This is a genomic window from Enterobacter sp. EC_50 (genome assembly GCF_019584525.1).
GTDB classification, from domain to species: domain Bacteria; phylum Pseudomonadota; class Gammaproteobacteria; order Enterobacterales; family Enterobacteriaceae; genus Enterobacter; species Enterobacter roggenkampii.
Genome location: NZ_VDAF01000009.1, coordinates 103,605 through 127,707, shown reverse-complemented (window position 1 = coordinate 127,707; position 24,103 = coordinate 103,605). Strand labels below are relative to the sequence as shown.

The window sequence follows — 24,103 nt, the reverse complement described above, 5'->3', positions numbered from 1 at the left end:
CCCTGACTCTGCTCACAGGTTGACGCTACGCGCCGGCGTGATGGCACCGTAGTCATTCACGCTCTGCCAGGAGAGCGTGCCGCCGGCACCGGCTGGCAGCACCTGCTGTGCCGCGCTTTTCGGCGCCACCATCAGGTTATCCAGCGTCTTCCCGCCCAGCTTCAGATTGACGAGGGTGATGTAATACGGAGACGCGTTGCTGACTTTGAGATGGTTACCCGCGCGCTCAAACCGCAGCTGGGAAAGCGCCTCTTCAGGCTGCATTGCCAGGTTGTTCGGGCGCACAAACAGCTTGATGCGCGAGAGGATAGCCAGCTGCAGCACGTTATTGTTTTCCGTTTTGGCTTTGTTCACTGACGGGATCGCTTTCACGTTCATGTAAAACAGCGATTCACGGTCGGCAGGCAGCGCAGGCCCGGCGTAAATAATGCGCAGCGTGTTTTCACTGTCCGGCTCGCTAACAAACAGGGGCGGCGTGACGGCAAATGTTTTTTCTTTTTGCCCGTTCGCATTTTCGATCCACGCGTTAATTAAATAGCGCTCCTGTTTATTGCTGTTGGTGATCGCCAGCGACGTTTGCTTCGCGTCCGCCGGGTAAATAACGCGGGTGGCTCCCAGCGCAATACCGCCGGATGCATTCGCGCAGGCAGAAACCATCATTAAAATAAACGATAAAAAAAGTCCTGGTTTAATTAGGGTATTCATCACAACCGTACCTTTAATAATGTGTTCGCAGGTGTTATGGATAAATCAACGTAAACCAGACATCCGACTGAATTTTGCCTGGCTCGAGGTGTTCGGAAATAGCCCGATAGCGGGCGCTAAAATGGAACGCCAGCTCGCGGGTATCGATCGGCAGCCAGCTGACGGCCGTGGCATTTGGGATAATCTGACGCTGCTGCTCGTCAAAGAGCGCCAGCCCAACGCCGCTGCTGACAGGCGTTTCACCTGGTCGCGATGTCGCCAGAAAGACCTGAGGATCTTCTGCGGGTGTGGCCCCCTGAAACTGGATCCCCACGGTGCGCGAAACATCAACGCTGCAGTCCAGCAGCCGTACGGTGAAAGGCACATTCACCGTGGAAAAACTGCCCACGCCGGAAAATGAATTGGTTCGGTACTGCCCCATATCGATGCGCATATTCTGGCTGTCGGGCGCCACGGCGCAGCCGCCGTTCACCAGTTCACCTCTGAGATGAACCTTGCCGCCTTCGATCACCACGGTATGCGCCGATGCCGGGCAAGCCATCGCAAGGGTTAACAGCAGTAGTGTTCCTGTCCTTGTCATCCTTTGTTCCTGGCAATAGCGTATGACGGGCCTCGTCCCTGAGGCCTGAACATCCCTGTGCGGAGGAATTATTCGTATTTCATAACGAAGGTGGCGTCAGCGTTCGCCTGGCCTGGCTCGGTAGTCGCAGCCGTGGATTTATAACGCGCGGTGAACTTCAGGGTGTTCGTCCCTTCGATCAGCGTCTGCGCAGCAGAGAAGGTCGCACCGTCTGGCGTCAGAACGCTGGATTTGCTGTCGAGGATCTCAATACCCACGCCTTTCGCGGTGTTGTCGTTGCTGCCGGAGGTGACGGCCAGCAGGGTTTTGTCGGTTGGGTCGATCTGACCGGTGAACGCAACAGCGGCAGTTTTGGCCACCAGCGGATCGCAATCGTTCAGTTCAATGTTGAACGGAATATTAGAGGTGGTGTCGCCCACTTTGGTGAATTTCGCGGTACGATACTGACCCAGATTAACGGTCTGCTCGGAAGAATCAGTATTTACTGAACAAGCCGCATTAACCAGCTCACCTTTAAAATGTACGGTACCGCCATTTACGGAAACCGGCGCAGCAGGATCCGCTGCATTTGCGGCACCCGCAACCAGGGCCAAAGTTGCAATAACAGTAGAAGCAATGTTGCTGAGTTTCATGTCTATTCCTTTAAAATGTAAATAACCCTTCCCGCGAAAAATCGGGAATAAGAAATACGTTCAATTGAGTAATTGAAAGCTTATTTCGGAGGAGACAAAGTAGCTCAGGAGGTGATTTTTAAATATGTCAAAACGCTGCCATTTTACCAGGTCACATCCTAATCCCGCCTAAGAAATTGACCATCCCTTAAGAAGGGTTTTTGCGTCTTGCGGATAAAAACGCGCAAAGGGTGACTGACAGCGGGGCTCGCTTCTGACAAAATACACGCATCCCCCCTTTCGAACGTTACAGACGGAATCTTCTCTCTGATGGCAGCAAAGATTATTGACGGTAAAACGATTGCGCAGCAGGTGCGCTCTGAGGTCGCGGAAAAAGTGAAGGCGCGTAAAGCGGCCGGAAAACGCGCCCCCGGGCTGGCCGTTGTGCTGGTTGGCAGTAACCCGGCATCGCAGATTTATGTCGGCAGCAAGCGCAAAGCGTGTGAAGAGGTGGGGTTCGTCTCCCGCTCTTACGATTTGCCGGAAACCACCAGCGAAGCAGAACTGCTGGAACTTATTGACACTCTGAATGCCGATAAAGAGATCGACGGTATTCTGGTTCAGCTGCCGCTGCCCGCCGGTATCGACAACGTGAAGGTGCTGGAGCGTATCGCACCGGATAAAGACGTGGACGGCTTCCATCCTTACAACGTTGGCCGCCTGTGCCAGCGCGCGCCGCGCCTGCGTCCGTGCACGCCGCGCGGTATCGTGACGCTGCTGGAGCGTTATAACATCGATACTTACGGCCTGAACGCCGTGGTCATCGGCGCGTCCAACATCGTGGGCCGCCCGATGAGCATGGAGCTGCTGCTGGCCGGCTGCACCACCACCGTTACCCACCGCTTCACCAAAAACCTGCGTCACCACGTTGAGAACGCCGATCTGCTGATCGTCGCGGTCGGTAAGCCGGGCTTTATTCCGGGCGAGTGGATTAAAGAGGGCGCAATTGTCGTGGACGTCGGGATTAACCGTCTGGAAAACGGCAAAGTGGTCGGCGACGTGGTGTATGAAGATGCCGCCGCGCGCGCCTCTTACATTACCCCCGTACCGGGCGGCGTAGGCCCGATGACCGTCGCAACGCTGATTCAGAATACCCTGCAGGCATGCGAAGAATATCACGACGTAGAGGACGCGTAAGATGGCCACATTTTCATTAGGCAAACACCCGCACGTTGAGCTGTGCGATCTGCTCAAGCTGGAAGGCTGGAGCGAAAGCGGCGCGCAGGCGAAAATTGCCATTGCCGACGGGCTTGTCAAAGTGGACGGTGCGGTGGAAACCCGCAAGCGCTGCAAGATTGTCGCGGGCCAGACCGTGAGCTTTGAAGGCCAGAGCGTGACCGTGACGGCGTAAGCCGTTTGATGCCCGGTGGCGCTGCGCTTACCGGGCCTACGTACTGTCTCCGTTTGTAGGCCGGGTAAGGCGAAGCCGCCACCCGGCAATTTCTATCTCTATCGCCTCACACCCATCACGGTTATTTATCGATCCACTTCAAATAATCAGTATTTCGTCTGTTGAAAAGTGAAAATTCAGTTGCGCGTTTTTCACGCTTTGCCCACGATAAGTAGAACGTTCTACTAAAACGTTCTACTTACAATAACAGTGCCAAAAAAAGCGCTACTCGGGGGGAAATCAGCATGAGTCTGATATCAGGGTTTGTTAAATCGCTGTCTAAGTTATCGATGATTGGTCGCGCCTTAATGCTGCCAATTTCACTGCTTCCCGCTGCGGGCCTGCTGCTGGCCTTCGGCGATAAGTTCCATCTGCCGCTGATGATGAACGCGGGCGGGGTTATCTTTGATAACCTGCCGATGCTGTTTGCCATTGGCTCTGCCGTGGGCCTGGCGTCAGAATCCGGCATTGCGGCGCTGTCCGCGGCGGTGTCGGTGTTTGTCACCAATATCACCATCAGCACCGTGCTGAGCATCACGCCGGAAATGGCCTCCCAGGGCGGGAAATACGCCATGGTGGTGGGCATTCCGACGCTGCAGATGGGCGTCTTCGGCGGCCTGATCTGCGGTATTCTCGCGGCCTGGTGCTATAACCGCTTCCACACCATGCAGCTTCCGGAATTCCTTGGCTTCTTCTCCGGCAAGCGCTTCGTGGCGATTGCAACGGCGTTCCTCTCGTTCCTGATGGGGCTGCTGCTGCCGTACGTGTGGCAGCATATCCAGGCCGGTATCGACGCCCTCTCCGTGGTCGTTAACGGCGACAACCAGGCGGCCTCGACCTTTATCTTCGGTCTGGTGGAGCGCGCGCTGATCCCGCTCGGTCTGCACCATATCTGGTATCCGTCGTTCTGGTATTCGTTTGGGGATTACACCACCCAGGCAGGCCAGGTGATCCACGGCGACCAGACCATCTGGTTCAAGATGCTGGAAGAAGGGGTGAAATCCTTCAGCAGCGATACCTACCAGAACGCCGGTAAGTTCATGCAGGGTGAATTCCCGCTGATGCTGTTCGCGCTGCCTGCGGCGTGCCTGGCGATGTATCACGAAGCCCATACGAAGAATAAGAAAATCGCGGCCGGTATTCTGTTCTCCGCGGCGCTGACCTGCTTCCTGACGGGGATCACCGAACCGGTTGAGTTTACCTTTATCTTCGTGGCGCCGATTCTGTACGTCTTTAACGCCATCATGGCGGGTCTGGCCTACATGACCATGTACCTGCTGCATGCGCATATCGCCAAGTCGTTCTCTGCGGGCTTTATCGACTATCTGTCATTCGGGATCCTGCCGTCGTTTAACGGCTACCAGACCCACTTCCTGAGCGCCATTATCATCGGCATTCCAATGGGCCTGATTTATTACTTCACGTTCCGCTTTGTGATCCGTCGTTTCGACGTGAAAACGCCGGGCCGCACCGAAGTAACCGCCAACGCGGATGAAAAATCGGATTCCGAGCTCGCGACCGAGATCATCACCCTGCTGGGCGGCGCGCATAACATTGACTCCGTCGGCGCCTGTATCACCCGCCTGCGTCTGGAAGTGGCAAAAAGCGACGCGGTAGATAAAGACGGTCTTAACGGACTCGGCGCGCGCGGCGTGGTGTTTGTCGGCGACAACGGCATTCAGGTGATTTTCGGTGCCAGAGCACAGTTTATCGCCCAGACCATGTCCACCATGATCGGCAAATAATAAGATGCCTGAACGACACGTCTCCTGTACGCTGGGAGGCGTGTTTTATCTGGCTGATAATCGGTAAATTTCAGGGAGCGGTTTTGAAGAAAGTCAGCATTATTGATGTCGCGAAGCACGCGGGCGTGTCGGTTTCCACCGTCTCGCTGGTGCTGCGCCAGAAAGGGAAAATCTCAGAGGCAACGATCGAGAAAGTCAACGCTGCCATCAATACCCTGGGCTATGTTCATAACGTTGCCGCTGCCAACCTCCGCGCCAATACCTCTAATCTGATTGGCCTGATCCTTCGCGACTTTAGCGACAGCTTCTCCATCAAGGTGATGGCGAGCATTGTTCAGGATCTTGAAAAACAGGGGTATATGGTTTTTCTCGGTCAGCCCCAGAACGACCATGACCAGCTTGAGCGCTGCCTGCTGTCGTTTAAGCAGCAGGGCGTCGCCGGGGTGATCTATCTGGCCTCGGATACCCGCACCGCCACCCTGCCGGAAAAGATTCGCCACTGCCCGCTGCCGCTGGTGGTGGTCTCGCAGTCACTGCTGGATGAAAAATGCAATCTGGTGATGCGCGATAACCGGCAGGCGGCCAGTCTGGCGGTGCGTTATCTTATCGAGCGCGGTCATCGTAATATCGCCTACATAGGCGGACGGGAAGGCTGCCTTATCCGCGAGCAGCGCCTGCTCGGCTTTCGCAGCGCGATGGCGCAAAACGGGCTGGTCTGGCGCGATGAATACTCGCCGGCCTGCAGCGATGACACGCTGGCAGCGGGTTTTGCCACCCGCCAACTGCTGGAAAAAAACAATACCATCACCGCCCTGCTCTGCCACTCGCCGGATGCCATGATCGGCTCCATCTCCGGTATTCATCAGGTTGGGCGTACGGTGGGTAAAGATGTCTTTCTGACTCAGCAGGTCGCCCTGGTCGGTTTCGAAGATATGCTCCACGTGAACCTCACCTCGCCCTCGTTTACCTACGTCTCGTCCGCCAGCGAAGAGACAGGGCGTCAGGCGGCCGGGCTGATTATTCGCACGCTGAAGGAGCCGACGCTGCAAACCCAGCGTATTACGCTCTCCGGGCAGCTTATCGCACGCGAGTCGGCGTAAAATCAGAATTTCGCACAGGTTTTTAGCGCGGAATGACTGCTATATTTCCATGATTTGCCATGGATAATCACAATGCCTACCGTCATTACACACGCTGCTGTTCCGCTTTGCCTGGGGTTAGGCCTGGGGACAAAAGTTATCCCACCCCGCCTGCTGTTTGCCGGCATTGTTCTCGCCATGCTGCCGGACGCCGACGTGCTGGCGTTCAAGTTCGGCGTCGCGTACGGCAACGTTTTCGGCCATCGCGGCTTTACCCACTCCCTGCTGTTTGCCTTCGTGGTGCCGATACTTTGCGTACTAACTGGACGACGATGGTTCCGGGCCAGCCTGACGCGGTGCTGGCTGTTTTTAACCGTGTCACTGCTGTCGCACAGCCTGCTGGATTCGATTACCACAGGCGGGAAAGGCGTCGGCTGGCTGTGGCCGTGGTCTGATGAACGCTTCTTTGCGCCGTGGCAGGTGATCAAGGTCGCGCCGTTTGCGCTCTCACGCTATACCACGCCGTACGGGCATCAGGTGATTATTTCAGAACTGCTGTGGGTGTGGCTGCCGGGTGTGGTGCTGATGGGGTTGCTGTGGTGGAAAAGAAGGTAAAAAAAAGCCGGGTGGCGGCTGCGCCTTACCCGGCCTACTTTTGCCCGTTGGCCCGGTAAGCGTAAGCGTCACCGGGCGTTACAGACTTACTTACGGCGCCAGGTCGTTCCCTGCGGGCCGTCTTCCAGAATGATGCCCATCTCGGTCAGACGGTTACGCGCCGCATCGGCCGCCGCCCAGTCCTTCGCCTGACGCGCTTCCAGACGCGCTTTGATCAACGCTTCAATTTCCGCCACTTCACCGTCGTCCGCCTGCGCACCGCTCTGCAGGAACGCGTCCGGCTCCTGCTCCAGCAGGCCGAGCACGGCAGAGAGCTTACGCAGATGTGACGCCAGCGCATTCGCGGCCGCCATATCCTCGGACTTCAGGCGGTTCACTTCGCGCGCCATGTCGAACAGCACGGAGTAGGCTTCCGGGGTATTGAAGTCGTCGTTCATCACCTCAACGAAGCGCGCTTCGAAGGCTTCGCCGCCTGCCGCCGGAACAGACTTGTCGGTTCCGCGCAGCGCGGTGTACAGACGCTCCAGCGCCGAACGCGCCTGCTTCAGGTTCTCTTCGCTGTAGTTCAGCTGGCTGCGATAGTGGCCAGACATCAGGAAGTAGCGCACGGTTTCCGCGTCGTAATACTTCAGCACGTCGCGCACGGTAAAGAAGTTACCCAGCGATTTCGACATCTTCTCGCGGTCAACCATTACCATCCCGGAGTGCATCCAGTAGTTCACGTACTCGCCGCCGTGGGCGCAGGTGGACTGCGCGATTTCGTTTTCGTGGTGCGGGAACATCAGGTCTGAACCGCCGCCGTGAATGTCGAAGTGCTTGCCCAGCTGCTTGCAGTTCATCGCGGAACATTCAATGTGCCAGCCCGGACGGCCGTCGCCCCACGGGGATGGCCAGCTTGGTTCACCCTCTTTGGACATCTTCCACAGCACGAAGTCCATCGGGTTACGCTTCACGTCAACCACGTCAACGCGGGCACCGGCCTGGAGCTGGTCCAGATCCTGACGGGAAAGCGCACCGTAGGTTGGGTCCGTCGGCACGGAGAACATCACGTCGCCGTTGTCGGCAACGTACGCATGACCGCGGGCGATCAGCTTCTCTGTGATCTCGATGATTTCGTGAATGTGGTGGGTCGCGCGCGGCTCGCTGTCCGGACGCAGAATATTCAGGGCGTCGAAGTCTTTGTGCATCTCAGCGATCATGCGATCCACCAGCGCGACAAAGCTTTCGCCGTTTTCATTGGCGCGCTTGATGATCTTATCGTCGATGTCGGTGATGTTGCGCACATATTTCAGCTTGTACCCCAGAAAACGCAGGTAGCGTGACACCACGTCGAAGGCGACAAAGGTACGGCCATGGCCAATGTGACAGAGATCGTAAACCGTAATACCACACACGTACATGCCGACTTCCCCGGCATGGATAGGTTTAAATTCCTCTTTTTGGCGCGTCATTGTATTAAAGATTTTTAACATCGAAGATTCCATGTAAACACGTGTGTGGTTGAAAACCGGCTATTCTACCCGTAATTCAAACCCGAAGCAGCACACAATGCAAGGTGATCGCATCCTGTGGTTATGCTATAACAAGCCCCTATAGATGACCCGAAGGCGGGTCGACGTACCACAATAACGGAACAGGATGCAAAAATGGTTACTTTCCACACTAATCATGGCGATATCGTAATCAAAACCTTTGATGACAAAGCGCCTGAAACAGTTAAAAACTTCCTGGACTACTGCCGCGAAGGTTTCTACAACAACACCATTTTCCACCGCGTGATCAACGGTTTCATGATCCAGGGCGGCGGTTTCGAGCCTGGCATGAACCAGAAAGCCACTAAAGAGCCGATCAAGAACGAAGCGAACAACGGCCTGAAAAACACCCGCGGCACGCTGGCGATGGCACGTACTCAGGCGCCTCACTCTGCTACTGCACAGTTCTTCATTAACGTGGCGGACAACGACTTCCTGAACTTCTCCGGCGAAAGCCTGCAGGGTTGGGGCTACTGCGTATTCGCAGAAGTGGTTGAAGGTATGGACGTGGTTGACAAGATCAAAGCCGTCTCTACTGGCCGCAGCGGTATGCACCAGGACGTTCCAAAAGAAGACGTTGTGATTACCAGCGTGACCGTCAGCGAGTAATTGGTGGCGACACTCTTTATTGCGGATCTTCATCTGCAAACAGAAGAACCGGCGATAACCGCCGGTTTTCTGCGTTTTTTACGCGGTGAAGCGAAAAGCGCCGATGCGCTGTACATCCTGGGCGACCTCTTTGAAGCCTGGATTGGCGACGACGATCCTAACCCGCTGCACCGTGAAATGGCCGCCGCCATTCACGCGCTGGTGGATTCGGGCGTCCCCTGCTACTTCATTCACGGCAACCGTGATTTCCTGATCGGCAAGCGCTACGCCCGTGAAAGCGGCATGACGCTGCTGCCGGAAGAACAGGTGCTCGACCTCTACGGCCGCAAGGTCCTGATCGTGCACGGCGACACGCTCTGCACCGACGATACCGGCTACCTGGCGTTTCGCGCCAAAGTCCACACCCCGTGGATCCAGAAGGTGTTCCTTGCCCTGCCGCTCTTTATCCGCAACCGCATCGCCGCCAGAATGCGCGCAGGCAGTAAAGCCGCCAACAGCAGCAAATCCATGACCATCATGGACGTCAATCCGCAGGCGGTCGTGCGGGTGATGGAAAAGCATGACGTTCAGTGGCTGATCCACGGTCATACCCATCGTCCTGACGTGCATTCCCTCATCGCCAACGGCCAGCCCGCACACCGCGTGGTATTGGGTGCCTGGCACACCGAAGGTTCCATGGTCAAAGTCACGCCTGAGGGCGTGGAGCTGATCGCGTTTCCGTTTTAACCCCTCCACATCATTCTATTTTTTTGAACAATATCGGCAAATTGTTTCGATTTTAATCCGCCCGTGGTCGGCCTATTATTTATCACATCAGGGCAACACGCCCTATCCCAGACAAAACACTTAAGGAATACGACCATGAAATCCATCAAAACTTTCGTTGCAGTTGCGGTTCTCTCCCTGGTTTCTTTCGGTTCTTTCGCGCAGAGCGTGAGCGCAACCGCCTCTACCCTTGACCGCGCAGAAGCGAAAATCGCTGCACAGGCTGCTGAACAGGGCGCGTCTTATAAAATCACCAGCGCGAAGGTCGACAATCGCGTGTATATGACCGCTGAACTGACGAAATAATGATTGCCCCTCGACGAAAACAGACCGCCAGAATGCGGTCTGTTTTGTTATGAATTGATGGCAACAACGGCTCAAGATTTAACCGCGCAACCGTTTTCCTTGCCCGTATAACATGCTATTCTCTGTGCCCTCGAAAGCAGTGTGTTTCGCACCACAGGAGTTTTAAGACGCATGTCTTCCCGCAATAATCCGGCGCGTGTCGCCATCGTGATGGGGTCCAAAAGCGACTGGGCTACCATGCAGTTCGCCGCCGAAATCTTTGACATCCTGAATGTTCCGCACCACGTTGAAGTGGTCTCCGCGCACCGTACACCGGACAAACTGTTCAGCTTCGCCGAAAGCGCCGAAGAGAACGGTTATGAGGTGATCATTGCCGGTGCGGGCGGCGCAGCACATCTGCCGGGCATGATTGCCGCCAAAACCCTGGTGCCGGTGCTGGGCGTCCCGGTACAAAGCGCCGCGTTAAGCGGTGTGGACAGCCTCTACTCCATCGTTCAGATGCCGCGCGGTATTCCTGTCGGCACGCTGGCGATTGGCAAAGCGGGTGCCGCAAACGCCGCCCTGCTGGCCGCGCAGATCCTGGCGACGCACGATAAAGACTTACATCAGCGTCTGGCGGCGTGGCGTAAAGCCCAGACCGACGAAGTGCTGGACAACCCGGACCCGCGGGGTGCGGCATGAAGCAGGTTTGCGTCCTTGGTAACGGCCAGTTAGGCCGCATGCTGCGTCAGGCCGGTGAGCCGCTGGGTATTGCCGTCTGGCCCGTCGGGCTGGACGCCGAGCCAGAAGCCGTCCCATTCCACCAGAGCGTGATCACCGCCGAGATTGAACGCTGGCCGGAGACCGCTCTGACCCGCGAGCTGGCGCGCCATAACGCCTTCGTTAACCGCGACGTGTTTCCGATCGTTGCCGACCGCCTGACGCAAAAGCAGCTGTTCGACAAGCTCGGCCTCGCGACCGCGCCGTGGCAGCTCCTGTCCGATAAAAGCGAGTGGAACGACGTCTTCGCCATGCTGGGCGAGCTGGCGATCGTGAAGCGCCGCGTGGGTGGCTACGACGGCCGCGGCCAGTGGCGCCTGCGCGCAGGCGACACCGCCGAGCTGCCGGATGACTGCTACGGCGAGTGCATCGTTGAGCAGGGCATTAACTTCAGCGGTGAAGTCTCGCTGGTTGGCGCGCGCGGGCATGACGGCCGCACGGTGTTTTATCCGCTGACGCATAACCTGCATCAGGACGGCATTCTGCGCACCAGCGTCGCCTTCCCGCACGCCAATGCCGACCAGCAGGCGCAGGCGGAAGAGATGCTCTCTGCCATCATGCACGAACTCGGTTATGTCGGCGTCATGGCGATGGAGTGCTTTATCACCCCGTCCGGTCTGCTGATCAACGAGCTGGCACCGCGCGTGCACAACAGCGGCCACTGGACGCAAAACGGCGCCTCCATCAGCCAGTTTGAGCTGCACCTGCGCGCCATTACCGACCTGCCGCTGCCGCAGCCGGTGGTGAACAGCCCGTCGGTGATGATCAACCTGATCGGGACCGATCTGAACTACGACTGGCTGAAGCTGCCGCTGGTGCATCTGCACTGGTATGACAAAGAGGTCCGCGAGGGTCGTAAAGTCGGCCACCTGAACCTGAACGACAGCGACACGGGCCGTCTGAGCGCCACGCTGGAAGCCATGATCCCGCTCCTGCCGCCGGAATACGCGAGCGGTATTGTCTGGGCACAATCTAAGCTTAAATAGTTCTCCCTCCGCCGGGGAGTTGACCTCCTCTTTCCCCGGCGTACAATTCCCGCCCATTGCTGCTTAGCTTTCTTCTGGAATAACCATGAACGATGGAACGGACTATCGCGCGATCCTCGCGTCCGATACCCCTTTAATCGACGTTCGCGCGCCGATCGAATTTGCCCAGGGCGCGATGCCAGCGGCAGTCAACCTGCCTTTAATGAACGATGACGAGCGCGCCGCCGTCGGCACCTGTTATAAACGTCAGGGACCGGACGCCGCGCTGGCGCTCGGCCATCGCCTGGTGAGCGGTGACACGCGTGAGGCCCGCATCAACGCCTGGCGCGAAGCCAGCCTTGCCCATCCTGAGGGCTTTCTCTGCTGCGCGCGCGGCGGCCAGCGCTCGCATATCTCGCAGGCCTGGCTGAAAGAGGCGGGTATCGACTATCCGCTGATCCGCGGTGGCTATAAGGCCCTGCGCCAGACGGCGATTCAGGTGACCATCGAGCAGTCGCAAAAGCCGATGGTGCTTATCGGCGGCTGTACCGGGAACGGTAAAACCCTGCTGGTGAAGCAGCACGCGCAGGGTATCGATCTGGAAGGGCTGGCGCACCATCGCGGCTCGTCATTTGGCCGCACGCTCACGCCGCAGCTTTCTCAGGCCAGCTTTGAAAATCACCTTGCGGTTGAGCTATTGAAAAAAGACGCCGCGCGCTGGGTGCTGGAAGATGAGGGCCGGATGATTGGCTCTAACCACCTGCCGGCCTGCCTGCGCGACCGCATGGTTGAAGCCCCTATCGTCGTGGTCGAGGATCCGTTTGACATTCGTCTTGAACGCCTGCGCGAAGAGTATTTCGACCATATGTGGGCGGACTTTTCTGCCGCCTACGGCGAGGAAGCGGGCTGGAAAGAATACAGCGAGTACCTGCATCACGGCCTGTTCGCCATACGCCGCCGTCTTGGGCTGCAGCGCTTTGCGGAATTTACCGCGCTGTTAGACTCCGCGCTGCTGGAACAGCAACGCTCTGGCCGCACTGACGCGCACTTCAGCTGGCTTGTACCGCTCCTGAACGACTATTACGACCCGATGTACGGCTATCAGCTGGAGAAAAAGGCGGAAAAGATTGTGTATCGCGGGACGTACGAAGAAATTGCTGAGTGGCTTGATCGCTGAAAAATAAAGCCGGGTGGCGGCTACGCCTTACCCGGCCTACGCGTACTGTTGTGGCCCCGGTAAGCGCAGCGCCACCGGGGAACAGACGGCTTAGAAGTCGTAACGCAGACGCACCAGGTTCATGTCGCCCAGGTTGTCGGTGCTGGAGGTGAACACGTGTTCGTAATCCACGCGGAAACCGTAATCCAGCTGGAAGCTGATACCCACGCCGTTGTCGATGCGCTGGTAGTTACGGCCGTTCACGTACTCAATGCGGTCACCCATGAAGTAAGGCTGGATGGATTTAACCGCGTACTGACCGACTGGGAATTTGTACCCTGCGAAGTACTCAATACCCCACGCGTCGCCTGCAAAGTAGTCGTTAACAGACACTTTTTTGGTGGTCAGGAAGTTCTGGTACCAGCCGCCGCCTGCGGAGAAGGTCCAGTTGTCCGGGGTCCAGCTCAGCGCGGTACCGAGGATGTTCTGGTCGTAGGTTTTGCTGTCGCCGTTGTCCGGGTTACGCATGTCGGCGCGGGTGTAGTTCCACGCGGCGCCCCAGGTCAGATCGGTAGTCAGGTGGTAATCCAGACCCAGCGAGCCGCCGCCTTTACGCTTGTAGCGCAGGCCGTTGCCCGGCAGGAATTCGCTGTCTTCAAACAGGTAGGATGCATAAATGTCAGCATCGCCCACGGTTTTCTTATATTTCAGCATCTGGCGTGAACGGTAAGAACCGTCGTAGTCGCCGTTGATCCCGTTACCCGGTGCCTGAGCGATCATGTCGTAGTCCCAGATATCGGTTTTCGCGCCAACCACATCATAGTAAACGCTGTTCTGTTGACCGAAGGTCAGCGTACCCCAGGTGTCGCTCTTCAGACCGGTATAGAGCATACGACGCGTGGTGTCGTGTGCGCCTTCGGCGTAGTGGTGATCCCAGTTAAACTGCGCAGGAATATTCACACCCAGCTCGTAGTAGCTGATCCAGCTGATGTCATCAAACAGGTAGTAATCTGCCGCGAAACGGAAGCGGGTGCCGCCGTCAAAGCCGTTACGCTTGTAGCTGTTTTTCCCGTCGTCGCCGGTCATGTTCTGGAACTGAGGACGAATACTGCCGCCAACGGTGAAGTTCAGGCGGCTCAGCGGGTTACCCGCCTGAGGATCCTGCTTAAGAACGGTGATTTCCGCCTGAGAAGCGAAGGTCGTTAATGCCACTGCCGCGCCAATCGTTGCCGCCAGCGCTGATTTTTTTATAGTCATTATTTTTCCTTAATAGACACGCTGCTAAATATTTAGCGGGTGAATATTAACTGGAAATAATCGGGCTGTGTGGACGGGTTTTTAATGTTTTGTGCTACTAAATGAGTGGGTATTATCACTTTGTGCTATTTAAACACTACGCACCGGCATAAAAATCCGGTGCGTAATTATCACTATACTAAATCAACTCGCAAACTGACGGAACAGGGCTTTGCCCTTTAACAGCCGCGTGCCGAGCCAGCCTCCGCAGAGAGAAAGCAGCCCCGCGCCGCACAGAGGCAGAGTCAACCAAAGACGCCAGTCAGGCTCCCACGGGAAGTCGAAGACCTTTGTCTGCAGCACCGCCAGCGCCGTCTCTGCGCCAATGGCGGCCACCAGACCGGCCACCAGCCCCAGCAGCGCAAACTCGCTCCAGAGCGTCATTCGCAGCAGCCGCTTACCGGCCCCCAGCGTGCGGTAAACCACCAGTTCCTGATGGCGCTGGCGCATGCCCACCTGAACCTGGGCCAACAGCAACAGCACGCCGCAGATCGTCACCAGCACCACCATGACCTCCAGCGCGCGGCTCACCTGCTCCAGCACCTGCCCCACCTGTTTGAGGATCGCGCCGATATCCAGCAGGCTGACCGTCGGAAACTCCCGGTTGAGCTGGGTCAGCATGCCGTTGCCGTATTCCCAGCGGAAGCTGGTCAGCCAGCTCTGCGGCTGCCCGTCCAGCGCCCCCGGCGGGAAGATAAAGAAGAAGTTGGGCCGCAGGCTTTCCCAGTCCACTTTACGCAGGCTGGTGACTTTCGCGGTGAAATCCTGGGTATCGCCGGTGAAGGTCACGCTGTCTCCCAGCTTCACGTTCAGGCGCGTCGCCAGCCCCTCCTCCATCGACACCTCCCCCGCTTTTGGCGGCCAGGTGCCGGCGGTTATCGGGTTGTGATCAGGGCGTTTATCCTGCCATGTCAGATTCAGCTCGCGGTTAAGCGACTCGTCCTTATTCCCCTCCGTTGGCTGGCCGTTGATCTGCGTCAGACGCGCGCGAACGATGGGATAGAACGACTCGGGGATGATGTGATGCTCCGCCAGGAAGCCCTTCAGCGGCGTAACCTGCTCAGGGGCGATATTGATCAGGAAATAGTTCGGGCTTTCTGGCGGAAGCTGCTGCTGCCAGCGGTCGAGCAGATCGCCGCGCAGCACCAGCAGCAGTGCCAGCAGCATAAACGACAGCGAGAACGCCGACAGCTGGCTGAGCGTAGACCAGGGCTGGTGCAGCAGACGGTTGACCGCCAGGCGCACGGGCAGGGATTTTACCGTCACCCTTTTCAGGAGGTTGAGCAGTATCCAGCCCAGCACGCCGCACAGCAGCGCCAGCACAACCGCCCCGGCCAGCACCGCCCACAGCAGCGTGCTGCCGCCCATCAGCCACGCCAGCAGCCCCACCGCCACCGCAATAATCACCGGAAGGTAGAACTTCAGCGGCCAGACGTTCGCCACCACATCGTTGCGAAGCACGCGCAGCGGCTGCGTGGCGAGCAGCAGGCGGTAGGGCCGGAGCCCCACCAGCACCGAGATCACCGTCATCGCGCCCATCGCCCACAGCCACGGCCAGAGGCTGGCCGGCGGCAAGGCGGCCGGGAGCACCGGCTTCAGCATTACCATCAGCAGTTTTTCAAACAGCAGCCCCATTATTCCGCCGGTCAGCGCCGACAGGACCAGCAGCATCAGCCACTGGCCGACAATCAGCTTGCGCAGCTGCGCCCGCCCCGCCCCGAGGGTTTTGAGGATCGCCACCAGGTCGTAGCGGCTGCGGCAGTAGTGCCCCATCGCCACGGCCACCGCCGCCACCGCCAGCAGCAGGGTCAACAGGGCCGACAGCAGCAGGAACTGCTGAGAGCGCTCCAGAGATTTACCGAGCGCCCCCTCGTCCTGCTCCAGCCCGTACCAGCGGTGTTCCGGTTTGAGCTGCGGCAGAAGCCATTTTTCATACGCGGCAAGCTGGGCGGGCGTGCCGCCAAACTTATAGCGCCAGGTGACGCGGCTGCCCGGCTGTACCGCATGGGTGGCCGCGACATCCGCGGTGTTCATCAGCAGACGCGGCGCAAGCTGGAACGGGTTAAATCCGCCGTCGGGCTCCTGCACCACTTCCCCGGCGATTTTCAGCGTGGCGTCGCCGACGTCGATACTGTCGCCGGGTTTGAGGTTCAGCAGCGCCATCAGACGCGATGCCAGCAGCACCGTACCGGGCGTCGGCTTTAACCCCGGCGGACTGGTCTGTAAGTCACCGTACATCGGGTAGATATCATCGACGGCCTTGACGCTCGCCAGCTGCGGCATGTCGCCCGCGAAGGTCATGGTCTGGAAGGTGAGCTGCTCTCCCACCTTCAGCCCTTCTTTGCGCGCTGCTTCAATCCAGCCCGGCGGCACGGGGCGGGAGCTTTCCAGCGCCCTGTCCCCCGCCATAAACTCCCGGCTCTGCTGGCTGAGCCCTTTTTCCATGCGGTCGCTGACGCTGCCGAGCGCCAGCACGCAGGCCACCGCCAGGCTGAGCGCCAGCCAGACAATCAGCAGCGAGGGCGAGCGCCACTCGCGCCAGAACCAGCGGGTAATCATGCTTCCTCCTGCAGAACACCGTTCACCAGCCGCAGGCGACGGTCGCAGCGCGCCGCGAGCTGCGGATCGTGGGTGACGAGGATCAGCGTGGTGCCGTGCTCGCGGTTGAGCGAAAACAGCAGGTCGGCAATCCTGTCGCCGGTTTTACGGTCAAGGTTGCCGGTAGGCTCATCGGCAAAGAGCACCTCAGGGCGGCCGTTAAACGCGCGGGCCAGCGCCACGCGCTGCTGCTCACCGCCGGAAAGCTGGGCGGGAAGATGGTCGAGGCGCTTGCCCAGACCGAGCTGTTCCAGCAGCGCCTTCGCATGAGCGCGGCTTTCACGGCTGTTTTCACCGCGCAACAGCGCCGGGAGCTCGACGTTTTCCAGGGCGTTCAGGGTTGGGATCAGCATAAAGGACTGAAAGACAAAACCAACGTGACGCGCGCGCAGCGCGGCCCGCGCCTCTTCATCAAGCTGATGCAGCGGCTGCCCGACAAGGTGGACCTCGCCGCTGCTGCCGTCGTCCAGACCGGCTAAAATCGCCAGCAGCGTGGACTTACCGGAACCGGATTCGCCAATCAGCGCGATGGTTTCGGCGCGTTTGACAACGAGTTCAACTCCAGTAAGGATGGAAAGCTCGTGTTCCCCCTGACCGACGGACTTCTTAAGATGATGAACTTCAACACTGTTTTCCGCTGGCATTTGCCCTTCCTGTTTTTGATTCTGATGACCTTCCGCGCGGCGGCAGCGGACACGTTACTGGTTCTCGGCGACAGCCTGAGCGCAGGCTATCGCATGGCGGCTGGCGCGGCCTGGCCCGCTCTGCTCAATGACAAATGGCAGAGCAAAACGCCTGTAATCAACGCCAGCATCAGCGGCGATACCTCACAGCAAGGTTTATCGCGCCTGCCTGCGCTGCTCAAGCAGCATCAGCCGCGCTGGGTGCTGGTTGAGCTCGGCGGTAATGATGGCCTGCGCGGTTTCCAGCCACAGCAAACGGAGGATACGCTGCGCACCATTTTGCAGGAGATCAAGGCGGCAAACGCCCAGCCGCTGCTGATGCAAATTCGCCTGCCCGCCAACTACGGTCGTCGGTATAATGAGGCCTTTAGCGCGATCTACCCCAAGCTTGCCAAAGAGTTTGATATTCCGCTGCTGCCATTTTTCATGGAAGAGGTCTATCTCAAACCCCAGTGGATGCAAGACGACGGGATCCACCCCAATCGCGATGCGCAGCCGTTTATTGCCGACTGGATGGCAACGCGGCTGGCTCCTTTAGTTAAACATGACTCCTGATTAAGCGGAGATCCTGACAGGTAAAGTTATGCAAAAATCGGTCTTAATTACAGGATGTTCCAGCGGAATCGGCCTTGAAAGCGCGCTTGAACTAAAGCGCCAGGGATTCAGGGTGCTGGCAGCCTGTCGCAAACCCGACGATGTCGAACGCATGAACGGGCTGGGCTTTACCGGCGTGCTGCTGGATATGGACTCGCCGGAGAGCGTTGACCACGCCGCCGATGAGGTGATCTCCCTGACCGGTAATCGTCTTTACGGCCTGTTTAATAATGCCGGTTACGGCGTGTATGGCCCGCTGGACACCCTCTCCCGCGAAACGCTGGAGAAGCAGTTTTCGACCAACTTTTTCGGCGTACATCAGCTCACCATGCGTCTGCTCCCCGCGATGCTGCCGCACGGTGAAGGGCGCATCGTGATGACATCGTCAGTGATGGGGCTGATTTCCACCCCGGGCCGCGGCGCCTACGCCGCCAGTAAATATGCGCTGGAGGCCTGGTCCGACGCCCTGCGCATGGAGCTACGCCACAGCGGCATAAAGGTCAGTCTGATTGAACCCGGCCCGATCCGCACCCGCTTTACCGAAAACGTTAACCAGACGCAGGCGGATAAACCGGTCGAGAACCCCGGCATCGCCGCACGTTTTACCCTCGGGCCCGAGGCGGTGGTGGCCAAAGTGCGCCATGCTTTTGAGAGTGAACATCCCAAAATGCGCTATCCGGTGACGCTGGTCACCCACGCCGTCGGCTGGTTAAAACGCCTGCTGCCGGGCCGAATAATGGACAAAATTTTACACGGTTGAGTTGAAGCGACGACGCGCATCCCCATGTAAAGAACAAACCGACAAAAGAGAAAGCCGCATGTCCGTACAGAATATCGTCAATATCACAGAAGCTAACCTGCAACAGACTCTTGAACAGTCGATGACCAAACCGGTCCTGTTCTACTTCTGGTCTGAACGTAGCCAACACTGTCTGCAGCTGACGCCGGTGCTGGAAAGCCTTGCCGCCCAGTACAACGGTCAGTTCATTCTCGCAAAGCTGGACTGTGACGCCGAGCCGATGGTCGCGTCTCAGTTTGGTCTGCGCGCCATTCCTACCGTCTATCTGTTCCAGAACGGCCAGCCTGTTGATGGCTTCCAGGGGCCGCAGCCGGAAGAGGCTATCCGCGCCCTGCTGGATAAGGTGCTGCCGCGCGAAGAAGAGCTGAAAGCGCAGGAAGGCATGGCGCTGATGCAGGAAGGCAAATACGACGAGGCGCTGCCGCTGCTGAAAGAGGCGTGGCAGCTGTCAAAACAGAACAGCCAGATTGGCCTGCTGCTGGCGGAGACGCAGATCGCCCTGCACCGCTCAGAAGACGCGGAGGCCGTACTCAAGACGGTTCCGCTGCAGGATCAGGACACCCGCTATCAGGGGCTGGTTGCACAGATTGAGCTGCTGAAGCAGGCGGCGGATACCCCGGAAATTCAACAGCTGCAGCAGCAGGTTGCCGACAATCCGGCGGATGCCGCGCTGGCAAGCCAGCTTGCGCTGCAGCTGCATCAGGTGGGGCGTAACGAAGAGGCGCTTGAGCTGCTCTTCAGCCATCTGCAAAAAGATTTAGCCGCCGCAGACGGTCAGGCGCGCAAGATGTTCCAGGAGATCCTGGCCGCGCTGGGCACCGGCGACGCGCTGGCGTCGAAGTATCGTCGTCAGCTTTACGCGCTGTTGTATTGATAAAAAAGCCCGGTGGCGGCTTCGCCTTACCGGGCCTACAAAGACGATGTTACCCCGTCTTTTTCAACTGCGTCACCACCAGCTGGTGGCGCGCGTTGTAGAACTTCCGATAGGTCAGGTAGCAGGCAATGATGGTGGACAGGCTTGCCGTGGAAAGCAGCATAAACGTCACCATGATCTGATACTTAATCGCTTTTACCGGATCGATACCGGCAAAAATCAGCCCCGACATCATGCCCGGCAGGCTCACCAGCCCCACCGTTTTGGCGGAATCTACCGTAGGGATCAGCGATGAGCGAATGCTCTCGCGAATCAGCCGCGCCGAGGCCACTTTTGGCGTTGCCCCCAGGCTTAGTTTCTCCTGCAGCTGCTGCTGTTCGCTGCTGAAACGCTGGCCGAGATTGTTATAACAGAGCCCAACGGCCACCATCGCGTTCCCCGCAATCATCCCGGAAATAGGGATGACCTGCATCGGCGTAAACTCAATCGAGCCGGAAAGTACCAGCACCGCCAGCGTGAGCGCCGTTCCGGTGGTAATCGCAATAAACGATGAGACAAACGCCTTATCGATGTATTTACTGCGCTTTTGCGCATTCCACGCCGCGTTAAAGCAGATAAACAGCACCATCAGCAGCGTCAGCACCGCGTGGTTAACGTTGAAGATATACTTCAGCACATAGCCGACGATGATGAGCTGAATCACCGCGCGGCAGATACTCCACACGATATCTTTTTCCAGCCCCAGCTTTTCCCGGTAGCTGACCACAATCGCAATCAGCACCAGCACCATCGAAAAGGCCAGCGATTCGTTCGTAATGTTATGCTCACCCACGGTTTGCCTCCTGCATTTTCCCGCCGTGCGGCTGGAGCGTGATTACGTCATCCGCATGGGTTATTTCGTTAGCGTCGTGCGTCACCCAGAGCACGGCAATGTTCTGCTCCCGGGCGTAACGATGAATAATCTCGTTAACGTTGCGCTTGTTGACGTCATCGAGCGCGCTGGTGATTTCGTCCAGCAACAACACCTTCGGTAAAAACTGCAGGTTGCGGATCAGCGAGACCCGCTGCTTTTCGCCGCCCGACAGCGCGTTGATGGATTTGCTCAGCGTCTCCTGCGCCAGCCCAAAGCGGGCCAGATCGTGGATAAACTTTTCCGGCTCCGGCGTTTTATTGCGGATTTGCCACGGAAAAATCAGGTTGTCATAGACCGTATCGCCAAAAAGCACGGGCGTTTGCACGCAGTACGAGACCTGCTGGCGATAGCTTTCCGGGGAAAGCGAGGCGATATCCTCGCCTTCAAACAGAATGGCTCCTTCCGTCGGGCTGAGGAGTGACGCCACAATCTTCAGCAGCGTGCTTTTCCCACAGCCTGAGGGACCCGTGATTAATTTAAACTCGCCCGGCGACAGGCTAAACCCGACGTGCTGCAGGATCGTGTTTTCCCCGACTCGAAATCCGACATCCCTGAGCAGTAATACGTTTTTTTTATCGTTCATTGCGCTTCCGTTGACCGCTTTTTGTCATAACCGTCTGTAGCATAATCCTTTCGCCCGCGCAGCGCGAATAGCCTCACGCTGAAGCAAGTGTTAAGCTTTTTGTTTGTAAATTGTCACCACCATCACTACAGGAAGTATGCAGCATGGCACATATTTTTTATGAGTTTCCCTCCCTGAAGCCTGGTGTTCCTGATGTCGAAACATTAATGGACGTCATCAAATCGTCGGAACGCACGCGTTTTGTGATGGGTGAAGAGGTGGTCGATTTTGTTAAGAAGGCGCTCATCGTGAACACCACGATCGGCAGCTTCAAAAATTGCTATTTTGCCTTCGACAACGGGACACACTTCCTTGAATTTGACGGTAAAGGCAAATCAAAACGCTTCAATGAGGTGCCGGACTGGTTCGTCTCTCCGGCGGAATTTTCGCGCACCCAGTGGCTTATCAACCACAATCTTGCGGATGTGAAAGCCACCCAGTTCATTGACGTCCTGATGTCCTACCCGCTGAAAGCGCGCCGCGCGCACTGCAATTTGCTGTTCGGACTGGAGCTGGAAAAGGTGAACGCGGTTCCGGCCACGGCGTCAGCGGCAGGTAAAATCGGCAATAAAAACGGTAAAACCACCAAGCCCCGCGTCACCGATCTGGGCTCGTTCGAGCTGTTCAGCCAGTTCTTTGCGCGCATGAAAACCGCCGTGCAGGCCGATGAGTTCCCTACTCTGCAGATCCTGACGGGCATGGATAACCTGGCAAAAGCGCCGCATAATTTAAAGCAGGGCATCAGAACCTGGTTTAAAGCCATCGCGGGCGACCTTCCACCGAATAACAAACGCGTTGAGGCGGGAAATGCCGTTCTATTCTGCGCCCCCCTTCGCGAACAGATCCAGCGTATCGAAGCGCGGGGGCTGGAGCATTACTACCAGGGATTATCCAAAGCCATTGCCGAAGCGGGTGATGGCTTCATCTCTGACTTTACCTATACTTACGAGCAATAAACACACACTTTCACTCATCACGGCATGCAAAACAGGAGGTTTTTATGCTTATCGTTGTTCCCGTCCTTATTTTCGTTGCGCTGGTTATCGTGGGCGCTGGCGTCAAAATTGTCCCTCAGGGTTATCAGTGGACCGTCGAGCGTTTCGGCCGTTACACCAACACGCTCCAGCCCGGCTTAAGCCTGATTGTCCCGTTCATGGACAGGATAGGCCGCAAGATCAACATGATGGAGCAGGTTCTGGACATTCCGTCCCAGGAAGTGATCTCCAAGGATAACGCCAACGTCACCATCGACGCCGTCTGTTTTATTCAGGTGATTGATGCGCCGAAAGCGGCCTATGAGGTCAGCAACCTGGAGCTGGCGATCGTCAACCTGACGATGACCAACATCCGTACCGTACTCGGCTCGATGGAGCTGGACGAGATGCTTTCCCAGCGCGACAGCATTAACACCCGCCTGCTGCACATTGTCGATGAGGCCACCAACCCGTGGGGGATCAAAGTCACCCGCATCGAGATCCGCGACGTGCGCCCGCCGGCGGAACTGATCGCCTCCATGAACGCCCAGATGAAAGCCGAGCGAACCAAGCGCGCCTACATTCTGGAAGCCGAAGGGGTACGCCAGGCGGAGATCCTCAAAGCGGAAGGGGAAAAACAGTCGCAGATCCTGAAAGCGGAAGGCGACCGTCAGTCCGCGTTCTTACAGGCGGAAGCGCGTGAACGTTCCGCCGAAGCGGAAGCCCGCGCGACCCAGATGGTGTCCGAGGCAATTGCCGCCGGTGATATTCAGGCCGTGAACTACTTCGTTGCGCAAAAATATACCGACGCGCTGAAAGAGATCGGCTCGGCGAACAACAGCAAAGTGGTGATGATGCCGCTGGATGCCAGCAGCCTGATGGGCTCTATCGCGGGGATCGCCGAACTGATTAAGGACAGCGGAAACGAGCGTAAAAAATGATTGAGCTCATCGTTGCACATCCTCATGCCTTCTGGCTAAGTCTCGGTGGCTTATTGCTGGCAGCGGAGATGCTGGGCGGCAACGGCTACCTGCTCTGGAGCGGTGTGGCCGCCGTCATTACCGGTCTTCTGGTCTGGATCCTTCCCCTGGACTGGGCGTGGCAGGGGGCGCTGTTTGCCGCGCTGACGCTGGTGGCCGCCTGGCTGTGGTGGCGCTGGCTTAACCGGCGGGTTAACGAGCAGAAACCGGTGGACGCCCACCTTAACCAGCGCGGACAGCAGATTGTCGGCAAGCGTTTTACCCTCGACACCGCGCTGGTGAACGGACGCGGGCACATGCGCGTAGGCGACAGCTCGTGGCCGGTGGTGGCCGACGATGACCTCAGCGCCGGCACGCGGGTTGAAGTCATTGCGGTGGAAGGTATTACCCTGCGGGTAAAAGCCTGTTAAGCGTGGGTTTTGCGGTGGCAGCAGCCGGCAAGATTATCAATAATCGGGCAGTCGGCGCTGTCATCCCCCGGACAGGAGTCCGCGAGCTGCAGCAGCTGTTCGCGCATCGACTGTAGCTCGACGATGTGGCGTTCAATTTCGGCCACCTTTTCCAGGGTGCGTTTTTTCACGTCGGCGCTGTGACGCTTAGGATCGTTGAACAGGTTAACCAGCTCGCCGCACTCTTCCAGATTAAACCCGACCTGTCTTGCCTGGCGCAGCAGCGTCAGCTCATCGAGATGCAGCTGCGTGTAGCTGCGGTAGCCGTTTTCACTGCGCAGCGGCGGCGTTACCAGCCCCTTCTCTTCATAAAAGCGGATCGCTTTGCTGGTTAAGCCGGTTTTTTTTGCCACGTCACTGATATTCACATTTCCCCCTTGACCTTCCCCTTGATGGAAGGTTTACCTTCATAACAGTTAGCGAAAAGCGTTACTCCGGTCAACA

Annotated in this window: 27 protein-coding genes; 17 read left to right on the top strand and 10 right to left on the bottom strand. The window is 57.7% G+C overall.

Annotated features, from left to right (window positions below; translation table 11 throughout):
* Window positions 1-12: 12 nt before the first annotated feature.
* From fimC to fimA, 3 genes are all read right to left on the bottom strand, one after another.
* Window positions 13-705: a type 1 fimbria chaperone FimC gene (gene fimC / locus FHC48_RS09730; protein WP_023326827.1), complete on the bottom strand. Its 693-nt coding sequence runs from the start codon at window positions 703-705 to the stop codon at window positions 13-15.
* A gap of 34 nt (window positions 706-739) precedes the next feature.
* Window positions 740-1,285 (bottom strand): type 1 fimbrial protein subunit FimI, encoded by a 546-nt coding sequence (gene fimI, locus FHC48_RS09725; RefSeq protein WP_008499334.1) that lies wholly within the window; start codon window positions 1,283-1,285, stop codon window positions 740-742.
* 68 nt (window positions 1,286-1,353) lie between these two features.
* Window positions 1,354-1,917, bottom strand: a complete 564-nt coding sequence (gene fimA, locus FHC48_RS09720; protein WP_008499333.1) for a type 1 fimbrial major subunit FimA — start codon at window positions 1,915-1,917, stop codon at window positions 1,354-1,356.
* A 309-nt stretch (window positions 1,918-2,226) separates the two neighbouring features.
* On the opposite strand from fimA, the gene folD reads away from it, so the two are divergent.
* The 5 genes from folD to FHC48_RS09695 all read left to right on the top strand — a co-directional run bounded on the left by folD (window position 2,227) and on the right by FHC48_RS09695 (window position 6,785).
* Window positions 2,227-3,093: a bifunctional methylenetetrahydrofolate dehydrogenase/methenyltetrahydrofolate cyclohydrolase FolD gene (gene folD / locus FHC48_RS09715; RefSeq protein ID WP_008499332.1), complete on the top strand. Its 867-nt coding sequence runs from the start codon at window positions 2,227-2,229 to the stop codon at window positions 3,091-3,093.
* Between the two features lies 1 nt (window position 3,094).
* Complete coding sequence (ybcJ, locus tag FHC48_RS09710) at window positions 3,095-3,307, top strand: ribosome-associated protein YbcJ (protein WP_004143016.1); 213 nt, start codon at window positions 3,095-3,097, stop codon at window positions 3,305-3,307.
* A gap of 284 nt (window positions 3,308-3,591) precedes the next feature.
* A complete protein-coding gene (locus FHC48_RS09705; RefSeq protein ID WP_008499331.1) occupies window positions 3,592-5,091 on the top strand; it encodes a PTS transporter subunit EIIC in 1,500 nt (499 codons plus the stop codon).
* 83 nt (window positions 5,092-5,174) lie between these two features.
* Window positions 5,175-6,191 (top strand): Mal regulon transcriptional regulator MalI, encoded by a 1,017-nt coding sequence (gene malI / locus FHC48_RS09700; RefSeq protein WP_021241606.1) that lies wholly within the window; start codon window positions 5,175-5,177, stop codon window positions 6,189-6,191.
* Window positions 6,192-6,263: 72 nt separating this feature from the next.
* Window positions 6,264-6,785 (top strand): metal-dependent hydrolase, encoded by a 522-nt coding sequence (locus FHC48_RS09695; protein ID WP_008499329.1) that lies wholly within the window; start codon window positions 6,264-6,266, stop codon window positions 6,783-6,785.
* Between the two features lie 86 nt (window positions 6,786-6,871).
* On the opposite strand, the gene cysS is transcribed toward FHC48_RS09695, so the two are convergent.
* The gene (gene cysS, locus FHC48_RS09690) at window positions 6,872-8,257 is read right to left on the bottom strand and encodes a cysteine--tRNA ligase (RefSeq protein ID WP_032674291.1); all 1,386 of its coding nucleotides are present in this window, start codon (window positions 8,255-8,257) and stop codon (window positions 6,872-6,874) included.
* Window positions 8,258-8,431: 174 nt separating this feature from the next.
* Between cysS and ppiB the strand changes: the two genes are divergently transcribed.
* The 6 genes from ppiB to mnmH all read left to right on the top strand — a co-directional run bounded on the left by ppiB (window position 8,432) and on the right by mnmH (window position 12,898).
* On the top strand, window positions 8,432-8,926 hold the full coding sequence (ppiB, locus tag FHC48_RS09685; RefSeq protein WP_008499327.1) for a peptidylprolyl isomerase B: 495 nt from the start codon (window positions 8,432-8,434) through the stop codon (window positions 8,924-8,926).
* Window positions 8,927-8,929: 3 nt separating this feature from the next.
* Complete coding sequence (gene lpxH / locus FHC48_RS09680) at window positions 8,930-9,652, top strand: UDP-2,3-diacylglucosamine diphosphatase (protein WP_059359808.1); 723 nt, start codon at window positions 8,930-8,932, stop codon at window positions 9,650-9,652.
* A 135-nt stretch (window positions 9,653-9,787) separates the two neighbouring features.
* On the top strand, window positions 9,788-9,997 hold the full coding sequence (locus FHC48_RS09675; protein ID WP_059364403.1) for a YdgH/BhsA/McbA-like domain containing protein: 210 nt from the start codon (window positions 9,788-9,790) through the stop codon (window positions 9,995-9,997).
* Window positions 9,998-10,168: 171 nt separating this feature from the next.
* Window positions 10,169-10,678 (top strand): 5-(carboxyamino)imidazole ribonucleotide mutase, encoded by a 510-nt coding sequence (purE, locus tag FHC48_RS09670; protein WP_023616863.1) that lies wholly within the window; start codon window positions 10,169-10,171, stop codon window positions 10,676-10,678.
* Complete coding sequence (gene purK / locus FHC48_RS09665) at window positions 10,675-11,742, top strand: 5-(carboxyamino)imidazole ribonucleotide synthase (protein WP_032656600.1); 1,068 nt, start codon at window positions 10,675-10,677, stop codon at window positions 11,740-11,742. Before purE ends, purK begins: the two co-directional genes overlap by 4 nt.
* A gap of 85 nt (window positions 11,743-11,827) precedes the next feature.
* Window positions 11,828-12,898, top strand: a complete 1,071-nt coding sequence (mnmH, locus tag FHC48_RS09660; protein ID WP_025912645.1) for a tRNA 2-selenouridine(34) synthase MnmH — start codon at window positions 11,828-11,830, stop codon at window positions 12,896-12,898.
* A gap of 90 nt (window positions 12,899-12,988) precedes the next feature.
* Here the strand turns inward: mnmH and FHC48_RS09655 are convergent, their stop codons facing one another.
* From FHC48_RS09655 to ybbA, 3 genes are all read right to left on the bottom strand, one after another.
* Entirely contained in the window at window positions 12,989-14,134 is a 1,146-nt protein-coding gene (locus FHC48_RS09655; protein WP_023293123.1) for a porin, read from the bottom strand.
* 183 nt (window positions 14,135-14,317) lie between these two features.
* Complete coding sequence (gene ybbP / locus FHC48_RS09650; RefSeq protein ID WP_059364404.1) at window positions 14,318-16,732, bottom strand: putative ABC transporter permease subunit YbbP; 2,415 nt, start codon at window positions 16,730-16,732, stop codon at window positions 14,318-14,320.
* Window positions 16,729-17,415, bottom strand: a complete 687-nt coding sequence (ybbA, locus tag FHC48_RS09645) for a putative ABC transporter ATP-binding protein YbbA (RefSeq protein WP_008499319.1) — start codon at window positions 17,413-17,415, stop codon at window positions 16,729-16,731. The genes ybbP and ybbA overlap by 4 nt, the downstream gene beginning before the upstream one ends.
* Between ybbA and tesA the strand changes: the two genes are divergently transcribed.
* From tesA to FHC48_RS09630, 3 genes are read left to right on the top strand one after another with little or no spacing between them, the layout of a single operon-like run.
* Window positions 17,383-18,009, top strand: coding sequence for a multifunctional acyl-CoA thioesterase I/protease I/lysophospholipase L1 (tesA, locus tag FHC48_RS09640; RefSeq protein WP_122008371.1), 627 nt, complete (start codon window positions 17,383-17,385; stop codon window positions 18,007-18,009). The two genes, ybbA and tesA, sit on opposite strands and share 33 nt — an antisense overlap.
* Window positions 18,010-18,037: 28 nt before the next feature.
* The gene (locus tag FHC48_RS09635) at window positions 18,038-18,808 is read left to right on the top strand and encodes an SDR family oxidoreductase (protein WP_059364405.1); all 771 of its coding nucleotides are present in this window, start codon (window positions 18,038-18,040) and stop codon (window positions 18,806-18,808) included.
* A 58-nt stretch (window positions 18,809-18,866) separates the two neighbouring features.
* The gene (locus FHC48_RS09630) at window positions 18,867-19,721 is read left to right on the top strand and encodes a co-chaperone YbbN (RefSeq protein ID WP_023293125.1); all 855 of its coding nucleotides are present in this window, start codon (window positions 18,867-18,869) and stop codon (window positions 19,719-19,721) included.
* Window positions 19,722-19,770: 49 nt separating this feature from the next.
* On the opposite strand, the gene fetB is transcribed toward FHC48_RS09630, so the two are convergent.
* Complete coding sequence (gene fetB / locus FHC48_RS09625) at window positions 19,771-20,553, bottom strand: iron efflux ABC transporter permease subunit FetB (protein WP_023293126.1); 783 nt, start codon at window positions 20,551-20,553, stop codon at window positions 19,771-19,773.
* A complete protein-coding gene (fetA, locus tag FHC48_RS09620) occupies window positions 20,546-21,217 on the bottom strand; it encodes an iron efflux ABC transporter ATP-binding subunit FetA (RefSeq protein WP_008499314.1) in 672 nt (223 codons plus the stop codon). Before fetA ends, fetB begins: the two co-directional genes overlap by 8 nt.
* 143 nt (window positions 21,218-21,360) lie before the next feature.
* On the opposite strand from fetA, the gene FHC48_RS09615 reads away from it, so the two are divergent.
* The 3 genes from FHC48_RS09615 to FHC48_RS09605 are packed head-to-tail and all read left to right on the top strand — an operon-like array spanning window position 21,361 to window position 23,620.
* A complete protein-coding gene (locus tag FHC48_RS09615) occupies window positions 21,361-22,212 on the top strand; it encodes a hypothetical protein (protein WP_023326818.1) in 852 nt (283 codons plus the stop codon).
* 44 nt (window positions 22,213-22,256) lie between these two features.
* Entirely contained in the window at window positions 22,257-23,171 is a 915-nt protein-coding gene (locus FHC48_RS09610) for an SPFH domain-containing protein (protein ID WP_008499312.1), read from the top strand.
* Entirely contained in the window at window positions 23,168-23,620 is a 453-nt protein-coding gene (locus FHC48_RS09605; RefSeq protein ID WP_008499311.1) for an NfeD family protein, read from the top strand. The genes FHC48_RS09610 and FHC48_RS09605 overlap by 4 nt, the downstream gene beginning before the upstream one ends.
* On the opposite strand, the gene cueR is transcribed toward FHC48_RS09605, so the two are convergent.
* A complete protein-coding gene (gene cueR, locus FHC48_RS09600) occupies window positions 23,617-24,027 on the bottom strand; it encodes a Cu(I)-responsive transcriptional regulator (protein WP_008499310.1) in 411 nt (136 codons plus the stop codon). The genes FHC48_RS09605 and cueR overlap by 4 nt on opposite strands.
* Window positions 24,028-24,103: the final 76 nt, after the last annotated feature.

What these genes read in the sequence shown, in the direction of transcription:
- fimC (WP_023326827.1), bottom strand. Translation starts at nt 705, where the DNA reads ATGAATACCCTAATTAAACCAGGACTTTTTTTATCGTTTATTTTAATG.
- fimI (WP_008499334.1), bottom strand. Translation starts at nt 1,285, where the DNA reads ATGACAAGGACAGGAACACTACTGCTGTTAACCCTTGCGATGGCTTGC.
- fimA (WP_008499333.1), bottom strand. Translation starts at nt 1,917, where the DNA reads ATGAAACTCAGCAACATTGCTTCTACTGTTATTGCAACTTTGGCCCTG.
- folD (WP_008499332.1), top strand. Translation starts at nt 2,227, where the DNA reads ATGGCAGCAAAGATTATTGACGGTAAAACGATTGCGCAGCAGGTGCGC.
- ybcJ (WP_004143016.1), top strand. Translation starts at nt 3,095, where the DNA reads ATGGCCACATTTTCATTAGGCAAACACCCGCACGTTGAGCTGTGCGAT.
- FHC48_RS09705 (WP_008499331.1), top strand. Translation starts at nt 3,592, where the DNA reads ATGAGTCTGATATCAGGGTTTGTTAAATCGCTGTCTAAGTTATCGATG.
- FHC48_RS09695 (WP_008499329.1), top strand. Translation starts at nt 6,264, where the DNA reads ATGCCTACCGTCATTACACACGCTGCTGTTCCGCTTTGCCTGGGGTTA.
- cysS (WP_032674291.1), bottom strand. Translation starts at nt 8,257, where the DNA reads ATGTTAAAAATCTTTAATACAATGACGCGCCAAAAAGAGGAATTTAAA.
- ppiB (WP_008499327.1), top strand. Translation starts at nt 8,432, where the DNA reads ATGGTTACTTTCCACACTAATCATGGCGATATCGTAATCAAAACCTTT.
- FHC48_RS09675 (WP_059364403.1), top strand. Translation starts at nt 9,788, where the DNA reads ATGAAATCCATCAAAACTTTCGTTGCAGTTGCGGTTCTCTCCCTGGTT.
- purE (WP_023616863.1), top strand. Translation starts at nt 10,169, where the DNA reads ATGTCTTCCCGCAATAATCCGGCGCGTGTCGCCATCGTGATGGGGTCC.
- purK (WP_032656600.1), top strand. Translation starts at nt 10,675, where the DNA reads ATGAAGCAGGTTTGCGTCCTTGGTAACGGCCAGTTAGGCCGCATGCTG.
- mnmH (WP_025912645.1), top strand. Translation starts at nt 11,828, where the DNA reads ATGAACGATGGAACGGACTATCGCGCGATCCTCGCGTCCGATACCCCT.
- FHC48_RS09655 (WP_023293123.1), bottom strand. Translation starts at nt 14,134, where the DNA reads ATGACTATAAAAAAATCAGCGCTGGCGGCAACGATTGGCGCGGCAGTG.
- ybbP (WP_059364404.1), bottom strand. Translation starts at nt 16,732, where the DNA reads ATGATTACCCGCTGGTTCTGGCGCGAGTGGCGCTCGCCCTCGCTGCTG.
- tesA (WP_122008371.1), top strand. Translation starts at nt 17,383, where the DNA reads ATGATGAACTTCAACACTGTTTTCCGCTGGCATTTGCCCTTCCTGTTT.
- ybbA (WP_008499319.1), bottom strand. Translation starts at nt 17,415, where the DNA reads ATGCCAGCGGAAAACAGTGTTGAAGTTCATCATCTTAAGAAGTCCGTC.
- FHC48_RS09635 (WP_059364405.1), top strand. Translation starts at nt 18,038, where the DNA reads ATGCAAAAATCGGTCTTAATTACAGGATGTTCCAGCGGAATCGGCCTT.
- FHC48_RS09630 (WP_023293125.1), top strand. Translation starts at nt 18,867, where the DNA reads ATGTCCGTACAGAATATCGTCAATATCACAGAAGCTAACCTGCAACAG.
- fetA (WP_008499314.1), bottom strand. Translation starts at nt 21,217, where the DNA reads ATGAACGATAAAAAAAACGTATTACTGCTCAGGGATGTCGGATTTCGA.
- FHC48_RS09615 (WP_023326818.1), top strand. Translation starts at nt 21,361, where the DNA reads ATGGCACATATTTTTTATGAGTTTCCCTCCCTGAAGCCTGGTGTTCCT.
- FHC48_RS09610 (WP_008499312.1), top strand. Translation starts at nt 22,257, where the DNA reads ATGCTTATCGTTGTTCCCGTCCTTATTTTCGTTGCGCTGGTTATCGTG.
- FHC48_RS09605 (WP_008499311.1), top strand. Translation starts at nt 23,168, where the DNA reads ATGATTGAGCTCATCGTTGCACATCCTCATGCCTTCTGGCTAAGTCTC.